This window comes from Pseudoalteromonas issachenkonii, from assembly GCF_002310795.1.
GTDB lineage: Bacteria > Pseudomonadota > Gammaproteobacteria > Enterobacterales > Alteromonadaceae > Pseudoalteromonas > Pseudoalteromonas tetraodonis.
Genome location: NZ_CP011030.1, coordinates 1,784,127 through 1,803,599, shown reverse-complemented (window position 1 = coordinate 1,803,599; position 19,473 = coordinate 1,784,127). Strand labels below are relative to the sequence as shown.

Here is a 19,473-nt window from a genome sequence, read left to right as displayed (position 1 = left end):
CTAACTTGCTCTTTAGAGGTAACAATGTCAGAAATAAAAAAGAGTCATAAATTAGACGGCGTCTGTTATGACATCCGAGGTCCCGTTTTAGTGCAAGCTAAAAAAATGGAGGATGAGGGCCAAAAGGTATTAAAGCTTAATATAGGTAACCCCGCCGCATTTGGCTTTGATATGCCTGAAGATATGCATCGCGATATCATTCGTAATTTATATTCAGCTCAAGGATACTGTGACTCTAAAGGTCTTTATTCTGCGCGTGTTGCTATTTATCAGCACTACCAACAGCGTGGCTTACACAATTTAGACGTTGATAATATTTACATTGGCAACGGTGTGAGTGAGCTTATCCAAATGGTTACTCAAGCACTGTTGAATAATGATGATGAAGTGTTAATTCCCGCTCCAGACTATCCGCTTTGGACAGCCTCGGTAAAATTAGCAGGTGGTAATCCGGTTCATTACTTGTGTGATGAAGAGCAAGATTGGTTTCCTGACATTGATGATATTAAGAGTAAAATCACCTCTAAAACCAAAGCATTAGTGCTGATTAATCCCAACAACCCAACTGGGGCTGTGTACAGTGACGCTTTACTTGAAGAGTTGATCAATATTGCTCGAGAGCACAAGCTTTTGCTGTTAAGCGATGAAATATACGAGAAAATTCTATACGACGGCGTTACCCATACTTCTATTGGTTCATTATGCGATGATCTCCCTATCATCACCTTTAATGGCTTAGCTAAAACATACCGTGCTGCTGGGCTGAGAATGGGCTGGATGGTGTTAAGTGGTCGCACCGCATTAATGACAGATTTAATTAAAGGCTTAGATATTCTTGCCTCAATGCGTCTTTGTGCCAATGTGCCCGCACAATATGCAATTCAGCAAGCATTGGGTGGCGTTCAGTCAATTGATAGCTTAATTGACCCCGGTGGGCGTTTATATGTGCAACGTGATATTGCTTGGCGCGGCTTAAATGCGATTGATGGAATTAGTTGTAAAAAGCCTAAAGGGGCGCTTTATGCTTTCCCTAAAGTGGATACCGCTAAATTCAATATTAAAAGCGATGAACAAATGATGTTTGATTTGTTAAAAGCAGAAAAAATATTGTTAGTACATGGGCGCGCCTTTAACTGGCCAGAGCCTGATCATTTTAGATTGGTGTTTTTACCTAATAAAGATGATTTATCGAGTGCAATGATGAAAATGCAGCGTTTTTTCAAAGATTACCGACAAGAATAAAGAAAAAAACGAGCCAAGTGGCTCGTTTTTTCGTTAATGCACTAAAGTAAATGGTCGTGTTTCAAAGCATGCAATAGGGCACTGCATACGTTGCCTTGGGATACCTGCTTCCATAAAGACGTGGCCTTGCACAATAAACCCATTATTTTTGAATCGTTCTACTTCGTTTAAAATACAATTAATACTGATTGCTTCAATACCTTGCTCCGCTGCTAATTTAACAATGAAATTAAGCAGTGACTTATAAACATTGCGGTTGCGATGCTGCGGCAATACGGCGATTCTTCCAATTAAACCATCATTACATAATCGACCTGTGGCAACAGGTGAGTGCATATTATCGGTGACCAGAATATGTTGAGCGAGTGCATCTAAGTTATCAAACTCAATACGTTTAGGAATATGTAACTCATATACAAACACTCGCTCCCTTATATGTTGCAGTTGACTTTTTTCACTTTGCCAATCAACTTTGTCAACGGTATAAACCATGACCTCCTCCTAGCTAAACCAAATACCCTCATTAACCAGTGTAGTAAAAGTTTCGATAAAATCTAGGCTAGGTGTGGTTGCATTAAGCACGCTGCTATCAAATTCAATAAAATCAGTAAGCTGTTTTACCGCTTCTAAATCAGATAAGGGTAAAGCGTAGTTTTCGCCATTGATACTTAGAAGTAACTCTGTATCCATACATTGATAAATAGCACGTGTGCCCCCTAAACGCTCAAATGTTACTTGGTTCTCAAGCAGTTGTTGTATTTGTTCGACACTAAATGGGTCTTCTTCAGGGGCTAAGTCCATATCATGCTTAGGTTGGCTAAGGGTATTACCTAACCAGTGTTTAAATAAACTCTCGTCTTCTAGCAATGCTTGCATTAACGTTTTTACTTTATCGACTTCGCTTTGGGTTAGCTCACCTTTGGAATCACGTAGGGCGAGGGTATGGTCGGTATACCTTTTTTGGCCGCTTTCTGTGTCGATAATATGATCAGCAAAACTTGAAAGTAAATCTTGTTGATTAGGTGCTCTAAAACCGACTGAATAGTTGAGTGCATTTTCAACCGCATAGCCTTCATGAGGACAACCGGGTGGTATATATAAAATATCACCGGGCTCCAAAATACAATCAATTACTGCACTAAAAGCTTCAACTTGCAGTAATGTTTTATTTTGAGCAAATTGTTTTAGTGTTGGGTCGGGTAATCCTACCCGCCAATGGCGCTTACCTTCACCTTGAATAATAAATACATCGTATTGGTCTAGGTGTGGGCCAACACCGCCACCTGGGGTTGAGTAGCTGATCATCAAATCATCTATGCGCCAATTAGGTATAAAGCGAAAAGGTTCAAGTAACTGAGCAGCTTCTGGGTGCCAATGATCCACTGCTTGCACGAGTAGTGTCGAGTGCTGATCAGTGAGTATTTCAAAATCGTCAAATGGTCCCTGATGCGATTGCCATTGTTGATTGTGGTTAGTAATAATGCGCGATTCTATGCTGTCTTCCATAGCAAGGCCTGCGAGTTCATTCGCATCAAGTGGGTCTTGAAAATCTTTAAAACCAGCTTTGATCAACAGTGGTTTTTTTTGCCAATATTGACTTAAAAACGCTTGCTCTGATAATTCATTTATTTTTAATTGATACATAGAATGCCTATAACGTTAAGACCTAAATGAAAAAAGCGAAAGGCAGGTACCTTTCGCTTTATATTAGTAGATTTGAGTGATTAAACTAAATCATCAATAAACTCAACAGCGCGACCAATGTAGTTAGCCGGCGTTAGTTTTTTCATTTCAATTTTTGCAGCTTCTGGAAGGTCTAAACCATCGATGAAATCAGCCATAATTTCTTGATTTACACGTTTACCACGGGTTAAATCTTTTAGCTTTTCATATGGTTTTTCAATACCGTATTTACGCATAACGGTTTGAATTGGTTCAGCGAGCAGCTCCCAGTTTTGGTCAAGCTCATCTGCCAAACGTTGCTCGTTTACTTCAAGTTTGCTTACACCTTTAAGGGTTGATTGGTATGCAATTACCGCATAACCCATACCTACACCTAAGTTACGTAATACGGTTGAGTCAGTTAAATCACGTTGCCAGCGAGACACAGGTAGTTTTTGTGCTAAATGACCAAAGATAGCATTGGCTAAGCCTAAATTACCTTCTGAGTTTTCAAAATCAATCGGGTTCACTTTGTGTGGCATAGTTGATGAGCCAATTTCACCGGCAATGGTTTTTTGCTTAAAGTGATTAAGTGCAATGTAGCCCCACATATCGCGGTCAAAATCGAGCAAAATGGTATTAAAGCGTGCAATTGCATCAAAAAGCTCTGCTATGTAATCATGCGGTTCAATTTGCGTGGTAAACGGGTTGAGTGTTAAACCTAGGCTAGTTACAAACTTATCGGCGTGGGTATGCCAATCGTAGTCAGGGTACGCACTTAGATGTGCATTGTAGTTACCCACAGCACCGTTTACTTTACCTAGCATTTCTACTTGTGCAATTTGGTCACGTTGACGCTTTAAACGCATGTAAACATTTGCAAACTCTTTACCCATAGTCGAAGGCGTTGCAGGCTGTCCATGTGTACGAGTCATCATTGGAATGGCTTTGTACTCAATTGCTTTTTCTTTAATGGCGCTTAATAACTCATCACAATAAGGTAAAACGACGTGGTTACGCGCTTCAGTTAACATTAAACCATGAGATAGGTTATTAATATCTTCAGAAGTACAGGCAAAGTGAATAAATTCGTTAATTGCGTGTAGCTCAGCATTATCAGCTACTTTTTCTTTTAGTAAATACTCTACGGCTTTAACATCATGGTTTGTCGTGCGTTCGATGTCTTTAACCCGCTGAGCATCAGCTTCACAGAAGTTATCTACAATTGCATTCAACAGCGCATTTGCTTCGTCGCTAAAAGCGGGGACTTCTTTAATCTCGCTTGCTGCAGCTAACGCTTGCAACCAACGCACTTCAACGGTTACGCGGTATTTGATTAATCCAAATTCGCTAAAAATACTGCGTAGTTCAGTGGTTTTGCTGCCGTAGCGACCATCAACCGGAGAGATAGCCGTTAACGCTGAAAGCTCCATAATAACTCCTAAATTTTAGTTTGAACGATAATTAAATTTTTGTTTTAGCTATGGCGAGAATTTTTCTTTTCGCAAAAAAGAAATGACGACGTTTGCCGCCCATTTGTCGCCATAATACTGCACTGCGAATTCCGGCTAAAAGTAATGCGCGGATTTTATTTTGCGTGAGCTGCTGTTTTAATAACTCGGGTTTACCATAAACCTGAATTCGGTGCCCAAGGGGGCTTAGCACCGACGAGTATATATCTGCTAAACCGGCAACAACACTGTCATCGGTAATAGCAAAATGATCTAAACGACGATGAATATCATCAATACGTTTACCTAATTCATTGAGGCTTTTACTGTTAGCACTAAGGGCACGCTCTAACTGCATTAAACCACCTACATATTTGACTATTTCTACATCTTTTTGAGCACCGGCACTCAGTTGTGCCATCAATGTTTTATAGCCGTCACGTAAGTTATGCTCACCTTGATAAACATCTTCTGGGGAAGCTGGCGAGGTTTGCACAATACTTGATAATAAAATCGATAAATCTTGTTCATCAGCGCGGCCATATTGGGCAACCTTCTGAACTTGCTTAGCCACTTGGCACATGGCAGCAAGCGCCATGACTTGATGTTGATTCATTATTTGATCACCGAGTCAATAATACCACCACCTAAACACACTTCATTAGCGTAAAATACGGCAGATTGTCCTGGGGTTACCGCTTTTTGTGGCTCATCAAATAATACGCGTGCCATACCATCTTCACCAACTAACAAGGTACAGCTTAGGTCTTCTTGACGGTAGCGTGTTTTTACGGTGCAACGAGTAGTACCTTGAGGACCGACACGATCTACCCAGTGTAATTGGTTGGCATTTAGGCCATTACTGTAAAGGCGAGGGTGATTTTTACCTTGGCCCACAATCAATACATTGCGTTCAACATCTTTGTCTACAACATACCAAGGTTCGCCTGAGCCTTCTTTCATACCACCAATTAACAAGCCTTTGCGCTGACCTAAGGTGTGGTACATTAAACCTTCATGTTCACCAACGTTGTTACCATCTGTGTCTTCAATAACACCAGGTTGGGCAGGTAAGAATTTTTGTAAGAAATCTTTAAATTTACGCTCACCAATAAAACAAATACCAGTACTGTCTTTTTTATCGTGGGTAATTAAATCTTGCTCTTCAGCAATACGGCGCACTTCTGGCTTGGCAATATCTCCGACAGGGAACAGCGTTTGCGCGATATGTTCATGACTCAATGTGTACAAAAAGTAGCTTTGGTCTTTATTATCATCTAGGCCACGGCACATAACATATTTATCATCTCTGAGCTCACGACGCACGTAGTGGCCCGTTGCTATAAAGTCAGCACCAAGTGCTTGAGCCGCAAATTCTAAAAAGGCTTTAAATTTAATTTCTTTGTTACACATGATGTCTGGGTTAGGTGTGCGACCAGCTTTGTACTCTGCTAAAAAGTATTCGAATACGTTGTCCCAGTATTCTGCTGCAAAGTTAACGGTATGAAGTTCAATACCTAATTTGTCACAGACAGCTTGGGCATCTTTTAAATCTTCAGCGGCAGCGCAATATTCATCATTGTCATCTTCTTCCCAGTTCTTCATAAACAAGCCTTCTACTTGGTAGCCTTGTTGTTTTAATAAATATGCAGATACAGAAGAATCAACACCGCCGGACATACCAACGATGACTTTAATGTGACTATTTTCGCTCATGAATAATTTCGCTTATACAGATTACTGTTAACTTGGAAAGGCCGCGATTATAGCATGTATTTTGTAAGTGCTTAAAGAGAGGAAGGGCTATTGAATAGATTTTGTTGCTTTTTTTTATGTTGGTTAGGGATGATTTACTCCTTGTTAGTCGATTTTTACTTAGTCGATTAGATTACACATTTTGCGGTGATATTATAGCCCCTTTGTTTGAACACATTTTAATTTGCAAAGAACAACAGGTCCAAGATGTCAGGCCATTAAATTATAAACACTCATTTAAGTTATAAATGATGAGTAAATGTTGTTTATTTAAGGTGTTAGTACTGTTTATAGAATATCAAAGAATATATTTATTATTGTTCATTAACAAACCTTTACAACCAAATGATTATGCAATACCTTTAGATGAGTTTAAATTGAATAAACACTCAAATAAGTATTTATAATATAGTCAATGGAATGAATATATGAATTATGCTTCTCAAGCACAAAAGGTAAAATCTTACGTTGTTGAGTTATCAACAAAGTTACAACGCGATGATTGCTTAGTAGCAGAACAATTACCACATAACGTTAAAGAATCAGCTTACCAACTGTTTTATCAAACCATTAGGGTTCCTCGTCCTTACCGCTTTGAAGAACCCAACCCTATTTCAGCGCTATTTAGACTCATTGAACATTCTTTAGACTTTATTAATCCCTTTCAACAAGTCATTTTAAAGCAGCTAGAAAAGTGGTGGTTAGAATGGCATTTTGTTGCCACTATGAATGTTTCTCTTGAAATGAAACACGTTGAACAGCAGCGTTTTGTTAGTAGTGCAACTGAACATCCAATGCGAAAACATGAGCTGAGCCATTATGCAAAATTATTTACTATTTTGCCTTTGCCCGTGTGTAATGTTTGTATGGTAACCGGCGATATTTTAAAGCTTAATCAACGCTTTGTAGATGTATTTGGCTATACAATTGATGATATCCCTAATTTAAAACAGTGGTGGAAGGTCGCGTATCCTGAGCCTAGTTATAGAGAGTCTGCTCAAACGATGTGGGGTGAGTCTTTAGCGCAGGCAAATAAAAATAATGACGATATTCCTGCTAATGACTATCAAATTGTATGTAAAGATGGCTCAAAAGTGATAATGCAAGTGTCAGGTATTAGTGTAGAAAGTGAATTTATTGCTGTATTTAACGATGCGACGGAGCGTTTGAAAACTCAAGAGATACTCAGCGATATGGCCTTTTTAGACTCATTGACTAAAATTGCCAACAGACGCCGTTTTGACGAAAAATTACATGCTGAATTTAAAAAACTGATAAAAGTAAATACTCAACTTTCTATGATCATTATTGATATAGATAATTTCAAAAAATTTAATGATAGGTATGGTCATATTGCCGGGGATAAGTGTTTACATAGCGTAGCGCAAAAACTAGCAGAAACAGTCAGTCGTCCTGAGGACTTTGTAGCGCGCTATGGCGGAGAAGAGTTTGTTGTTTTACTCCCACAAACAGATAATCAAGGTGCACTCTTTATTGCAGAACAAATACAAAAATCTATTGAAGATTTAGCGATAGCTCATGAAGATAGTTTTACTGGCTTTCTCTCTGTGAGTATGGGAGTTCATACGGTAAAACATGGCGAAAAAACTAACCATGTCGATTTCTTTAAAGCAACGGATAGTGCGCTGTATTATGCAAAAAGGCAGGGCAGAAATTGTATTGCCTTAGGAAGGCATGAATAACACAGCATGTTTAACCTTTGCTTTTAATACCAGATAAGCAAAGGCTAACGTAAAGTATTAACTGTTGGTTGGTGGTCCACTGATTTTATATTGACCTGTTTCAATTCCATCGAGTGTGTATTTACCAATACTATAGCGAATTAACCGTAACGTTGGGTGGCCAATGTGTGCGGTCATTCGTCGAACTTGACGGTTCTTCCCCTCGTTTATAGTGATACTCAACCAAGATGTTGGAATTGATTTACGTTCTCTCACTGGGGGAGTGCGTGGCCAAAGCGCTGGTTCATCGATTAACTTTACCTGTGCAGGTAAGGTTAATCCATCTTTGAGTTCGACCCCTTGACTGAGCGCATCAATAGATGCTTCTGTAGGCACCCCCTCAACTTGTACCCAGTACGTTTTGTTGGTTTTTTTACCAGGAGCGGTTAAGGTATTTTGTAATTTCCCGCAATTGGTCAATAATAACAAGCCTTCACTGTCTCTGTCTAAGCGACCCGCAGCATAAACATCTTTAATAGGAATAAAATTAGCCAGTGTTTGTCTATTTTGCTCGTCTGTGAATTGGCAAAGGACATCATAAGGTTTGTTAAATAAAATAACTTTTTTATCGCTTTGGGCTATCTGCGGCTTAATTGCTCTTTTTATCGGGCTCTTTTTTACAGCACTGCGCGAATATGTACGACCTGTATTGCGTTTACTTGTTGAAGATGACGTGTTTTTAGCTTTTTGTTTCATTAAATACACCGTGCAGGTTTAGGTAAGCCCGCAATTTTAGTGGCTTGTTTGGCCGGTCCCTTTGGAAAAAGTTTATACAAGTACATGCTATTACCTTTATCCTCACCGAGCGCTTTAGCCATCGCTTTGACTAACATTCTAATGGCTGGACTGGTGTTGTATTCAAGATAAAATGCGCGCACAAAGTTAACAACTTCCCAATGCTGTTCGGTTAATATAATGCTTTCATGTTGTGCAATAACATCGGCCAATTCTTTAGACCAATCAGTATGATCTAGCAGGTAACCTTGCTTATCTGTGTCTATTGTTTGATTATTAAATTCAAGCATAAATCACCAAGTAATTGATTGTTTAGATGATAAACTTAGGGTAACGAACTCATCATAGCTAATCGCTTTATCATTCAAATTTAAAGAGATACCACGCGCCGCTGCATCGTCCTTTAAAATATAAAGCGAATCGGCAAATTGCCTGTATTGCCCTTTAGCAAAACAGGCATCACCCACTAATAAAACCGAGTCTGTTAGCATAATCAGATTATCGAGACTGTTTGCACTGTAGTAATTCAGCGGTTTTGAAAATATATGTAAAGTGCTCATAGCGTTACCACGTGCTGCTGATTTTGAATTAACTGTTTTTGGGCATTAAAGTTAACGGTTTTTACTTCAATAAGTAGCTCATTTTTACTTAAACCGTAGTCAATGAGTGACTTCTCACACACGTAGATATTGTCAACATCATATATTTCTAGGGTTTTAATATTTTTAAAAAAATCTTTAAGTCCCAAACTATTCGGGCTTTGATTTTTTTTAAGAGCTAACACCGCAGGACCGCTAAACAACCAACTTATATTTTGATCAACTGCGGCAAAAATAAGCGTCATATCGAGTGCATCGCGAATATGCATGTCATCAAATGGACTTGATTGACTAATAACGAGTACATTAATCATTTAAATTGTATCCATTTATCTGCTTCACTGGCTAACATAGCAAATTCAGCGAGGCCTGCTACAGCGAATACACCAGTATTTTGCATATCTAAGCCACGCTTTTCAGCTGCGGTAACGCACAGCATTAAATTAATATTTTTGTCGGCTAGCTGCTGCCAAAGTGAGGATAAATTGAGCTCATCTGAGGCAAGTTCAAAATGCGTTGAAGCATGATAGATACCATCTTGGTATAAAAATATTGCATCAACACTATGCCCTTGTGCTAAACAGGCGTGAGCAAATTTAACAATTCGCTGTGTGGTATCGTGATCCGATGGTGGAGTATGTAAAGAAAGTACAAAGCGTGCCAAAACTATTCCAATAAAAAAGCCCCAATAAAGGGGCTATTTTAACAGAACTATTTAATTAGTCATTATTTGCGCCAAGTAACGCAAGTAAAGACGTAAATAAGTTATAAACGCTCAGGTATAAAGAAACCGTTGCGCGGATATAATTCGTTTCGCCGCCATTGATGATTCTGCTCGTATCGAACAAAATTAGGCCAGACATGATTAATACCACAGCTGCGTTTAGTACCATAAACATTAAAGAGCTACCTAGGAAAATATTTACAATACTTGCCACGATAACCACAATTAAGCCCACAGTTAAAAAACCACCTATAAACGAGAAATCTTTTTTAGTGTTAAGTGCATAAGCAGATAAACCAAAGAAGATTAACGCCGTAGAACCTAGCGCTTGCATAATTAGCATAGGGCCATTAGGTAATTGTGCATAGTGATTAAGGAGTGGGCCTAAACCAGCTCCCATTAATCCTGTAAACGCAAACACCCAAAATACACCAGATGCTGTGTCGGCTTTTTTGTTTACAACAAAAAGAAGGCCAAACGAAACCAGAGTGAACACTAGTCCCATGAAATAAGGTAATTGCAGTGCCATTGAAATGCCGGCGGTGACGGCACTAAATGCAAGTGTCATTGCAAGTAGAAAATAAGTGTTTTTAAGCACTTTGTTTGTTTCAATGGTCGACATTACCGGCTTTGCAGTATTGTACGATTGATTAAATGCCATTGTAGAGCTCCTGTAAGTGAAACTAAGTAGTTCCTGTAATTTAACTAAAATTAGATTACCAACTCTTATATGTTTGGGCAAACCTTTGTAGATCAATAGACAACTAAATTTAAATAAAAGTTCACTCGGCGTGTAGGAATCGCCCTTTTTGCTTTATGTTTAAACAAATTAGTTGTTTTTTAATCACTTGAACAAATAATTGAAAAAAAAGCTTCACAAAGCCCATGGGTTTCCCTATTATTCAGGCCGTGCGGAGAGATGGCAGAGTGGTCGAATGCACCGGTCTTGAAAACCGGCAGGGGTTTATAGCCCCTCTAGGGTTCAAATCCCTATCTCTCCACCACCTTATTAAAATAACTATGAGTACTCTCTTACTTGTAGTTTATGCACTTTCGGAGAGATGGCAGAGTGGTCGAATGCACCGGTCTTGAAAACCGGCAGGGGTTTATAGCCCCTCTAGGGTTCAAATCCCTATCTCTCCACCATTATATTAAAGCCCGCTTATTAGCGGGCTTTTTTGTGTCTAATTTTCGCTATACCTAACCTCAAAACCAAGTATATTTAGTTAAAAAATACGACCATAGTCTCTATTTATAAGCTACAGCTCTTAGGGCATGCTAAGAAATAAGATTTATGCTTGTGTATTTAAGGTTCTTACTATGAAACATCAACTTGCTAAAAGCGTCGCACTTTCATTATTATCTCCTGTTATTATCGGCAGTATGCTAGGAATATATTACGCATTGACTATGCGTGGTGACGCGGTGTCTATCTTTTTAGGACTATTGATGACGGCCATTGCTAATGCCCACATAGTAGGGTTAACAATGGCTGCGTTTGTGGTGCCAGGCTACTTACTTATGTTTAAGTATTCTAAGGTGAATTATTCTGGGGTATTAACTCTTGGCTTACTGGGTGGCGCTATTTTTAGCTATCTGCTTAGTGCGACTACTGGCGAGATATTTTTAATCAATAGTGTGATGTCGGGATTTGCTGCAGGACTGTTTTTATTTGGCTTGCGTAAATCGGTACAAAGCTAATTGCAGAATATTTAATCAAGTGTGTCGTAAAACCATGTAATTTCCTTTTTTTTACCCGCAAAAGGTTTCAATTTTTAGTGACAAAGAGTACCTTTAGCTACTGTATGTTTAATAAGAAGTAGTTTGGTATGCAAAAGCACGATTTTTACCAGTCATTAGTTAAGCAAACTGAATCGCTGATAGGCGGTGAATCAAACATAATTGCCAATATGGCAAATATTAGCGCGCTGTTATTTACTTCTTTAGAAGATGTGAATTGGGCGGGCTTTTATTTTATGGATTCACCGACAGAATTGGTACTTGGTCCATTTCAAGGCAATCCAGCTTGTATTCGTATTCCGGTAGGGAAAGGGGTATGTGGCACTGCTGCGGCAACCGAGCAAACCCAGTTAATTTCAGATGTGCATGCGTTTGACGGTCATATAGCCTGTGATGCGGCGTCAAATTCTGAGATAGTTGTACCTATCATGAAAAACGGCCGTGTATTTGCGGTACTTGATATAGATAGCCCAAGTATTGGCCGATTTGATACTGATGACCAAGCAGGGCTTGAAGCACTTGTAAAATGCTTAGAGGCTAGCCTGTAATGAAAGATTTGCTAAATGTTCAAGATTACCTATTCGCCGTTCAAGATGTAGGTGATTGGGAAGGTGAAGAAGAACATGTAGCGGAAACGCTCAATGATTTGATTCACATGGCCTGGGATCGTCTACCTGATGATTTAGACTGTGATTCAATTGATGAAATTATAAATGGTATTTGGGAACATTTACGTGGTGATATGGCTGTGATTGAAACTGACTTTGAAGAGTTAGTTGATTGGAGCATCCACTATGTTGATTCTGCCCTTGATGAAAAGATGTGATTAAATAGGTTCTAAAATGGAAACCACAAACAAGCTAAAAGATATTAATGAAGTATTGGAGTTCTTATACCAAGAATTTCCACAATGTTTTAAACAAAAAGAAGGCATTCAGCCGCTTAAAGTAGGTATCTTTAAAGATATCGCTGAGCGTATTGAAGGCTCTGAAAAAGTTAGTAAAACACAAGTACGCCAAGCACTTAGAAAATACACATCTAACTGGCGCTATCTTGAAGCGGTTACTAAATCTGAGTTCCGTATTGATCTTGACGGAAATCAAGGCGAGAAAGTTGAGCAAGAGCATATCGACCACGCACAAAAAGCGTTGGAAGAAAGCCGTGCTAAAATGGCAAAGCGCAAAAAGCAGCAACGCCCACGTCAAGACTCAGATGCAAAATCTTTTAAGAAGAAGCCAGCGCATTCAGCTAAAAATCCATCAGCTGCAGCAAAACCTGCCAAAGCCGCTGCGCCTAAGCGTTCAGGAAAAGTTGAACCTTTACCTGCAGGCGAGGTCAAGGTTAATAACAAGGTTAAAGTTAAACTTGGCCAAGCACTTGTTAATGCAGTAATCACTGAAGTAAACAAAGACGATGTTCACGTTGAACTAGTGACAGGTATGCAAGTAAAAACCAAAGCCGACAGCTTATACATTATTTAAGTTGCGAAAAAAATTAAGGAGTTGTGTATGAGTAAAAAGTTTACGCTCATTCCGTTAGTTGCTGCGCTGTTTTCAGGTTCGTTATTTGCTGCAGTAGAGCCGGTAACATTAGAAGACTTACCCTTGTTAAAACAAGAAAGTCAGCACGGTACAGCCAGCAAACGAGTGGCTAATCTATTTACTCGTTCACATTACACACCCGTTCGATTTAACGATGAGCTTTCGAGTAAAGTATTTGATCGTTACATCGAATCCCTTGATTTTAATAAAAGCGTGTTTTTAAAAAGCGATGTAGACTCATTTGAGCAATATCGTAACCGTTTTGATAACGCGCTTCTTAGCGGCCAGTTAGGGTTTACGTTTGATATTTTCAACTTAAGCCTTAAACGTCGTTTTGAACGTTATGAATTTTCACTGTCGCTACTTGAAAACGAAATGACGTTTGACGAAGAAGATGAATATTTTTATGACCGCGAAGATGCGCCGTGGGCAACTACCCAAGCTGAGCTTGATGAAATTTGGCGCGAACGGGTAAAATATGATGCACTGCGTTTAAAAATGACTGGCAAAGATTGGCCAGGCATTAAAGAGGTGTTGACTAAGCGCTATAAAAACGCAGAAAAACGCCTTGTTCAGTCAAAATCTGAAGACGCATTTCAAATTGTAATGAACTCGCTAGCACGCAGTATTGAAGCGCATACTTCATACTTGTCACCTCGTCGTGCTGAACAATTTAAAATGGACATGGACTTAGAGCTTGAGGGGATTGGCGCAGTATTAACGCCTGATGAAGACTACACGGTTATTCGTAGTCTAGTTCCAGGAGGCCCTGCAGACAAATCTGAGCAGATTAAAGCCGATGATCGCATTATTGGTGTGGCTCAAGAGGGCGAAGAGTTTGTTGATGTTATTGGTTGGCGTTTAGATGACGTGGTTGATCTTATAAAAGGCCCTAAAGGCACTAAAGTACGTTTACAATATTTAAAGGGTGCAGATGCTCACGGTACGCCAAAGGTAGTTGAGATAACCCGTGATAAAATTCGTCTGGAAGACCGAGCAGCAAAATCAGAAGTATTTGAAGCCAGCTATTCAGATCTGACTAGTAAAATAGGGGTAATCGAAATCCCTGGCTTTTACAACAACCTTTCTAAAGATGTAAAAGTAGAACTTGCTAAATTAAAAGAGCAAAAAGTTGACGGTATTATTATAGACCTACGTCAAAATGGCGGTGGTTCGCTATATGAAGCGACGCAATTGTCAGGCTTGTTTTTTGATCAAGGCCCAGTGGTACAAATTCATACATTAAATAATCGCATTGAAGAGCAAAAAGACCGTGATGGCATTACCTATTACGATGGCCCACTGACGGTACTTGTTGATAGATACAGCGCGTCTGCATCTGAAATATTTGCAGCGGCAATGCAAGACTATGGCCGCGCAGTTATCATAGGTGAACAAACCTTTGGTAAAGGCACTGTGCAGCAGCATAAAGGCCTCGCACGCGCTTATGATTTATACGATAACCCGCTAGGCAGTGTGCAATACACCATTGCTAAGTTTTACCGTATAAATGGCGGCAGTACGCAGCATAAAGGTGTGATCCCAGATATTACGTTCCCATCTGCCATTGACCCAGCTGAGTGGGGCGAAAGCAAACAAGACAATGCATTGCCATGGGATAGCATAGTAAAAGCACAGTATAAACAAATAGGGCGTTTAGATCCGGTCATCAGTCATCTTGAAAAACAACATGATGAGCGAATTAAAACAGAGCCTGAATTTAATTATGTATATGAAGATATTACCCGTTACAACGAAGAAAAAGATCGTAAAACGATTTCTTTAGTTGAGAAAAAACGTATTAAAGAAAAAGAAGAAAATGAGGCACGTGCATTAGCTCGTACTAACGAGCGTTTAAAACGTTTAGGTAAAGAGCCAGTAGAAAACCTTGACGATGTACCAGAGGTGATTGAAAAGCTCGACCCATTCCTTGAAGAAGCGGCACTAATAACGCAAGATTATATTAGATACGGTCGTATGGCTAAGCGCTAATTAAGGCTTTGCTAGTTAAAAAAAAGGCGCTTAGGCGCCTTTTTTACTATCGATAATTTGCTAAATTGTTATAATCGCGGATTACCAAAAGTTGAGCTAGATCAACACTGCTCAATAAATGCGCGTACGTGCTAATAAAAATAATCAACATGCATCGAATGTGTGTAGGAGTCTATATTTTGAAGCCCATTGAAGAAAAACCACTTAAAAGTGCCACACTTTTTGATGCACTCATTCCAATTGCTGTATTAATTTGTTTGTTAGGTGCCGCCGTGTACTTATTTGGCGATGATTCATCATCAGGCCCGAATCAAATTGCATTACTGTTTGCAACTTTTGCTGCAGCACTGATTGGTTTAAAAAATGGCTACACATGGAAAAAATTAGAAGATGCAATGATTGAGGGAATTACCTTATCTCTTAGCGCTATTTTAATTTTACTCATGGTAGGGGCACTTATCGGAACTTGGTTATTATCAGGAACGGTTCCGACCTTAATTTATTACGGCTTACAAATTATCAACCCTAGCTGGTTTTACGCCGCGAGTTGTTTAATTTGTGGCATTGTAGCAATGAGTATTGGTAGTTCGTGGACCACGGCAGCGACCATAGGTGTCGCATTACTTGGCGTTGCTTCTGGACTTGGCCTAGAGCCGACAGTTACCGCCGGTGCAGTTATATCAGGCGCTTACTTTGGCGACAAGCTTAGCCCATTGTCAGAAACAACCAATTTAGCACCGGCTGTTGCTGGTGCTGATTTATTTGAACACATTCACCATATGTTATGGACAACTGTTCCAAGCTTTGTGATTGCATTAATCATTTTTGTATTTATGGGCTTCAATGCCACCGCGGCAGGCGAGTCGGGTCAAATTGATGAAATAACATCAATTCTTCAACAAAACTTTAATATTGGTTTAGAAATGTTGGTGCCTTTAATCGTGTTACTAGTTTTAGCAATAAGAAAAATGCCAGCGTTTCCGGCTATTTCTATTGGTGCTGTAATAGGGGCTGTATGGGCATTGTTATTTCAATCTGATTTAATTGCTAATCAAATAGATATGACTCAAGGTGAGTTTGTTGGTTACTTTAAACTGGTTTGGACCACCTTTTTTGACGGTTTTACTATTAGTACCGGTGATGAAAAAATGGACTCTTTGCTCAGTGGCGGTGGCATGTCAGGCATGCTAACAACCACATGGTTGATCATGACGGCACTTATGTTTGGTGCGATTATGGAAAAAACGGGTCTACTTGATATATTTGTTAAAAGTATTCTTAAAATCGCAAAAAGTACCGGTTCATTAATTGCTTCAACTATTGCTACCTGTATTGGTACCAATATTATCGCAGCCGATCAGTATATTGCTATTGTTGTACCCGGGCGTATGTTTAAAGAAGAATATAAAAAGCGCGGGTTAAAGCCGGTTAATTTGTCACGCACACTAGAAGATGGTGGCACAATTACCAGCCCGCTCATACCATGGAATACCTGTGGTGCGTATATGCAAAGTGTCCTATTAATCAATCCGTTTGATTATGCACTTTATGCATTTTTCAACCTTATAAATCCTTTCTTAGCCGTTATTTATGCTTACTTAGGTATTAAGATACTGCGTATCAAGCCTAAGCAAACGGCTTAATTTAAGTAGCTCCTTTTATCACTAAAAGGGGCTATTTTTTTGGAGTGATCATGACTGAACTACAAAAACCTCAAGCAGAATATTTAAAAGACTATAAAGCCCCCGATTTTTCAATCGAGCATACTGAGCTTACTTTCGACTTACAGCCATTAACGACTCAAGTAAATGCTTTATTAACGCTTAAACGCGTGGGTGATTCAAATGCCCCTCTGGTATTAGATGGCATTGACTTAACTTTGATCTCTTTATCGATTGACGGTGCAGAGCTCACAGATTATAAAATTATAAATCAGCAATTAATCATTAATAATCTGCCTGATGAATGTCAGTTAAGCATAGTGACGCAAACTTCACCGCAAACAAACACATCACTTGAGGGATTGTACTTATCGGGAGGCGCTTATTGTACTCAATGTGAAGCGCAAGGGTTTAGAAAAATAACCTACTACATGGATCGTCCTGATGTACTTTCAACTTTTGATGTCACTATTATTGCCGATACGGCATTTCCGCATTTGCTCTCTAATGGTAACCAAGTGGACAGTGGTGAAACGCAAGATGGACGCCATTTTGTAAAATGGCAAGATCCGTTCAAAAAGCCGAGTTATTTGTTTGCTCTAGTGGCAGGGGACTTTGATGTTTTACACGAGAAATACACTACCCGCAGTGGTAAGGATGTCACCCTAGCGTTATTTGTCGATAAAGGGAACTTACCTAAAACAGAGCATGCTATGACGTCGCTTAAAAAAGCGATGGCTTGGGATGAGTCACGTTTTAATTTAGAGTATGACCTTGATATTTATATGATTGTTGCCGTTGATTTCTTCAATATGGGAGCAATGGAAAATAAAGGGTTAAACATTTTCAACAGCAAATGTGTGCTGGCAAATCAAGAAACGGCAACCGATAAAGATTACCACACCATTGAGTCTATTGTTGGCCACGAGTACTTTCATAACTGGACCGGAAATCGTGTAACTTGTCGTGATTGGTTTCAGCTGTCTTTAAAAGAAGGTTTAACGGTATTTAGAGATCAAGAGTTTAGCAGTGATTTAGGCTCTCGTGCGCTAAATAGAATTGACGCGGTAAAAGTGATGCGCACTCATCAATTTAGCGAAGATGCCGGCCCAATGGCACACCCAATACGCCCAGAAAAAGTCATCGAAATGAATAACTTTTACACCGTTACAGTGTATGACAAAGGGGCTGAAGTTATTCGTATGATGCATACATTGTTGGGTGAGGAAAATTTTCAAAAAGGCATGACACTGTATTTTCAGCGTCATGATGGCCAAGCGGTTACCTGCGATGATTTTGTTGCGGCAATGAGTGATGCATCATCAATTGATTTATCACAATTTAAGCGTTGGTATAATCAGTGTGGGACACCACGTTTAAACGTTACCAAAGCGTATGATGAAAGTGCACAAATCTTCACGCTCACTATAGAGCAACTTGCGCCCCTGAATCAGCCTGATAATGCGATGTTACATATTCCTTTTGCGATTGAACTTTTAGATCAGCAAGGCCAAAGTATTGCATTGCAATACCAAGGTAAAAAGGTTGATAGCGTATTAAATGTTACTCAAGCTAAACAAACATTTCATTTTGATAATATTGAACACAGTCCAACCGCCGTATTGCTAGAAGATTTTTCAGCACCGTGTATTTTGAATCAACAGATCACTGAAGCTGATTTATTACATATTATGCGTTTTGCACGCAGTGACTTTTCACGCTGGGATGCACAACAACAATTGTTTATTAATGCACTCAAGGCAAACGTTATTTCAGCTAGTAATGCACCACTAAGCGATGCCGTTATTGATGCACTTAGGGTGCTAATATCGCAACGAGAGGGTGATTTAGCGCTGATTGCTGAACTCTTAAAACTGCCTAGTTTTGATACTTTAGCTGCGGAGTTTGACGTTATTCCGGTTGATGACATTATTGCCAATATTGAGCTATTCGAACAACAAATTGCCAAACAACTACATACTGAGTTTTTAAGTTGTTATCAGGCAATCACCGATGATGGTAGTGTGAGTGCCAAAGCGGTGGCTATTCGCGCTTTAAAACAACTTTGCTTGCACTATTTAGCAAAAACAGACAGTGCTAAGGCGGTAAGCTTAATTGAGCAGGCAGCAGCATCAACAAATATGACTAATGTGCTTGGCGCTTTGAGCAGTGTAGTTAAAGCTGCGCACCCATTATCAAATCAATTACTTGCGCATTTTGACAGCCAATGGCGCCATGATGTGCTAGTAATGGATAAATGGTTTGCTTTACAAGCAATGAATAGCGCTGATGATGCCATTGAGAAAATTAAGGCCTTGTATACACATCCATGTTTTGATTTTTCAAATCCGAATCGAGTTCGTGCATTAGTGGGGAGTTTTTCGCACTTTAATACCGCACAATTTCATCGCTTAGATGGTCAAGGTTATACATTACTTGGCGATTTATTAATTAAGCTTAATGCGATTAACCCGCAAAATGCATCACGTATGTTAACGCCGTTTATGTCATGGCGCCGCTATGATGAAACCCGTGCCAGTGCAATGAAAGCGCAATTAGAGCGCCTTTCGAATTTAGAAGGTTTAAGCGATGATTTATTTGAAAAGGTTGAAAAAGCTTTACAATAAAT

20 protein-coding genes and 2 tRNA genes are annotated in these 19,473 nt (G+C 39.4%); 11 read left to right on the top strand and 11 right to left on the bottom strand.

Features of this window, described 5'->3' with window-relative positions; genetic code table 11:
- Positions 1-24: 24 nt before the first annotated feature.
- The gene (locus tag PISS_RS08305) at positions 25-1,242 is read left to right on the top strand and encodes a pyridoxal phosphate-dependent aminotransferase (protein ID WP_016900382.1); all 1,218 of its coding nucleotides are present in this window, start codon (positions 25-27) and stop codon (positions 1,240-1,242) included.
- A gap of 33 nt (positions 1,243-1,275) precedes the next feature.
- On the opposite strand, the gene PISS_RS08300 is transcribed toward PISS_RS08305, so the two are convergent.
- The 5 genes from PISS_RS08300 to mnmA form a co-directional block, all read right to left on the bottom strand.
- Positions 1,276-1,734, bottom strand: coding sequence for a GNAT family N-acetyltransferase (locus PISS_RS08300; protein ID WP_058154700.1), 459 nt, complete (start codon positions 1,732-1,734; stop codon positions 1,276-1,278).
- Between the two features lie 9 nt (positions 1,735-1,743).
- A complete protein-coding gene (locus PISS_RS08295; protein WP_028835166.1) occupies positions 1,744-2,886 on the bottom strand; it encodes a ribosomal protein uL16 3-hydroxylase in 1,143 nt (380 codons plus the stop codon).
- Between the two features lie 80 nt (positions 2,887-2,966).
- Positions 2,967-4,337, bottom strand: coding sequence for an adenylosuccinate lyase (gene purB, locus PISS_RS08290; RefSeq protein WP_013465045.1), 1,371 nt, complete (start codon positions 4,335-4,337; stop codon positions 2,967-2,969).
- A gap of 31 nt (positions 4,338-4,368) precedes the next feature.
- Positions 4,369-4,971: a high frequency lysogenization protein HflD gene (hflD, locus tag PISS_RS08285; protein WP_008113587.1), complete on the bottom strand. Its 603-nt coding sequence runs from the start codon at positions 4,969-4,971 to the stop codon at positions 4,369-4,371.
- Positions 4,971-6,071: a tRNA 2-thiouridine(34) synthase MnmA gene (gene mnmA / locus PISS_RS08280; RefSeq protein ID WP_008113585.1), complete on the bottom strand. Its 1,101-nt coding sequence runs from the start codon at positions 6,069-6,071 to the stop codon at positions 4,971-4,973. Before mnmA ends, hflD begins: the two co-directional genes overlap by 1 nt.
- Before the next feature lie 467 nt (positions 6,072-6,538).
- On the opposite strand from mnmA, the gene PISS_RS08275 reads away from it, so the two are divergent.
- Positions 6,539-7,813, top strand: a complete 1,275-nt coding sequence (locus tag PISS_RS08275; RefSeq protein ID WP_096040834.1) for a sensor domain-containing diguanylate cyclase — start codon at positions 6,539-6,541, stop codon at positions 7,811-7,813.
- Between the two features lie 57 nt (positions 7,814-7,870).
- On the opposite strand, the gene PISS_RS08270 is transcribed toward PISS_RS08275, so the two are convergent.
- Genes PISS_RS08270 through PISS_RS08245 form a run of 6 tightly spaced genes read right to left on the bottom strand, consistent with a single transcriptional unit; the run spans position 7,871 to position 10,571 of the window.
- Entirely contained in the window at positions 7,871-8,548 is a 678-nt protein-coding gene (locus PISS_RS08270) for an rRNA large subunit pseudouridine synthase E (RefSeq protein ID WP_008112023.1), read from the bottom strand.
- Positions 8,548-8,877 (bottom strand): TusE/DsrC/DsvC family sulfur relay protein, encoded by a 330-nt coding sequence (locus PISS_RS08265; protein WP_008112024.1) that lies wholly within the window; start codon positions 8,875-8,877, stop codon positions 8,548-8,550. Before PISS_RS08265 ends, PISS_RS08270 begins: the two co-directional genes overlap by 1 nt.
- A gap of 3 nt (positions 8,878-8,880) precedes the next feature.
- A complete protein-coding gene (locus PISS_RS08260; protein ID WP_028835169.1) occupies positions 8,881-9,147 on the bottom strand; it encodes a DsrH/TusB family sulfur metabolism protein in 267 nt (88 codons plus the stop codon).
- On the bottom strand, positions 9,144-9,500 hold the full coding sequence (gene tusC / locus PISS_RS08255) for a sulfurtransferase complex subunit TusC (protein WP_008112028.1): 357 nt from the start codon (positions 9,498-9,500) through the stop codon (positions 9,144-9,146). Before tusC ends, PISS_RS08260 begins: the two co-directional genes overlap by 4 nt.
- On the bottom strand, positions 9,497-9,850 hold the full coding sequence (tusD, locus tag PISS_RS08250; RefSeq protein WP_036954613.1) for a sulfurtransferase complex subunit TusD: 354 nt from the start codon (positions 9,848-9,850) through the stop codon (positions 9,497-9,499). Before tusD ends, tusC begins: the two co-directional genes overlap by 4 nt.
- A gap of 55 nt (positions 9,851-9,905) precedes the next feature.
- On the bottom strand, positions 9,906-10,571 hold the full coding sequence (locus PISS_RS08245; protein WP_058154697.1) for a Bax inhibitor-1/YccA family protein: 666 nt from the start codon (positions 10,569-10,571) through the stop codon (positions 9,906-9,908).
- A 252-nt stretch (positions 10,572-10,823) separates the two neighbouring features.
- On the opposite strand from PISS_RS08245, the gene PISS_RS08240 reads away from it, so the two are divergent.
- From PISS_RS08240 to pepN, 9 genes are all read left to right on the top strand, one after another.
- Positions 10,824-10,914 (top strand) — tRNA-Ser (locus PISS_RS08240).
- A gap of 51 nt (positions 10,915-10,965) precedes the next feature.
- Positions 10,966-11,056: transfer RNA gene (locus PISS_RS08235), tRNA-Ser, on the top strand.
- Between the two features lie 174 nt (positions 11,057-11,230).
- Complete coding sequence (locus PISS_RS08230; protein ID WP_008112036.1) at positions 11,231-11,611, top strand: hypothetical protein; 381 nt, start codon at positions 11,231-11,233, stop codon at positions 11,609-11,611.
- A 128-nt stretch (positions 11,612-11,739) separates the two neighbouring features.
- Complete coding sequence (locus PISS_RS08225) at positions 11,740-12,198, top strand: GAF domain-containing protein (RefSeq protein WP_008112037.1); 459 nt, start codon at positions 11,740-11,742, stop codon at positions 12,196-12,198.
- Positions 12,198-12,476, top strand: a complete 279-nt coding sequence (locus tag PISS_RS08220; protein ID WP_008112039.1) for a hypothetical protein — start codon at positions 12,198-12,200, stop codon at positions 12,474-12,476. Before PISS_RS08225 ends, PISS_RS08220 begins: the two co-directional genes overlap by 1 nt.
- Positions 12,477-12,492: 16 nt before the next feature.
- Complete coding sequence (gene proQ, locus PISS_RS08215) at positions 12,493-13,131, top strand: RNA chaperone ProQ (protein ID WP_008112041.1); 639 nt, start codon at positions 12,493-12,495, stop codon at positions 13,129-13,131.
- A gap of 27 nt (positions 13,132-13,158) precedes the next feature.
- Positions 13,159-15,183 (top strand): carboxy terminal-processing peptidase, encoded by a 2,025-nt coding sequence (gene prc, locus PISS_RS08210; protein WP_058154695.1) that lies wholly within the window; start codon positions 13,159-13,161, stop codon positions 15,181-15,183.
- Positions 15,184-15,341: 158 nt separating this feature from the next.
- The gene (gene nhaC / locus PISS_RS08205; RefSeq protein WP_016900378.1) at positions 15,342-16,826 is read left to right on the top strand and encodes a Na+/H+ antiporter NhaC; all 1,485 of its coding nucleotides are present in this window, start codon (positions 15,342-15,344) and stop codon (positions 16,824-16,826) included.
- 50 nt (positions 16,827-16,876) lie between these two features.
- Entirely contained in the window at positions 16,877-19,471 is a 2,595-nt protein-coding gene (gene pepN / locus PISS_RS08200; RefSeq protein ID WP_058154693.1) for an aminopeptidase N, read from the top strand.
- The last annotated feature ends 2 nt before the right edge of the window (positions 19,472-19,473 follow it).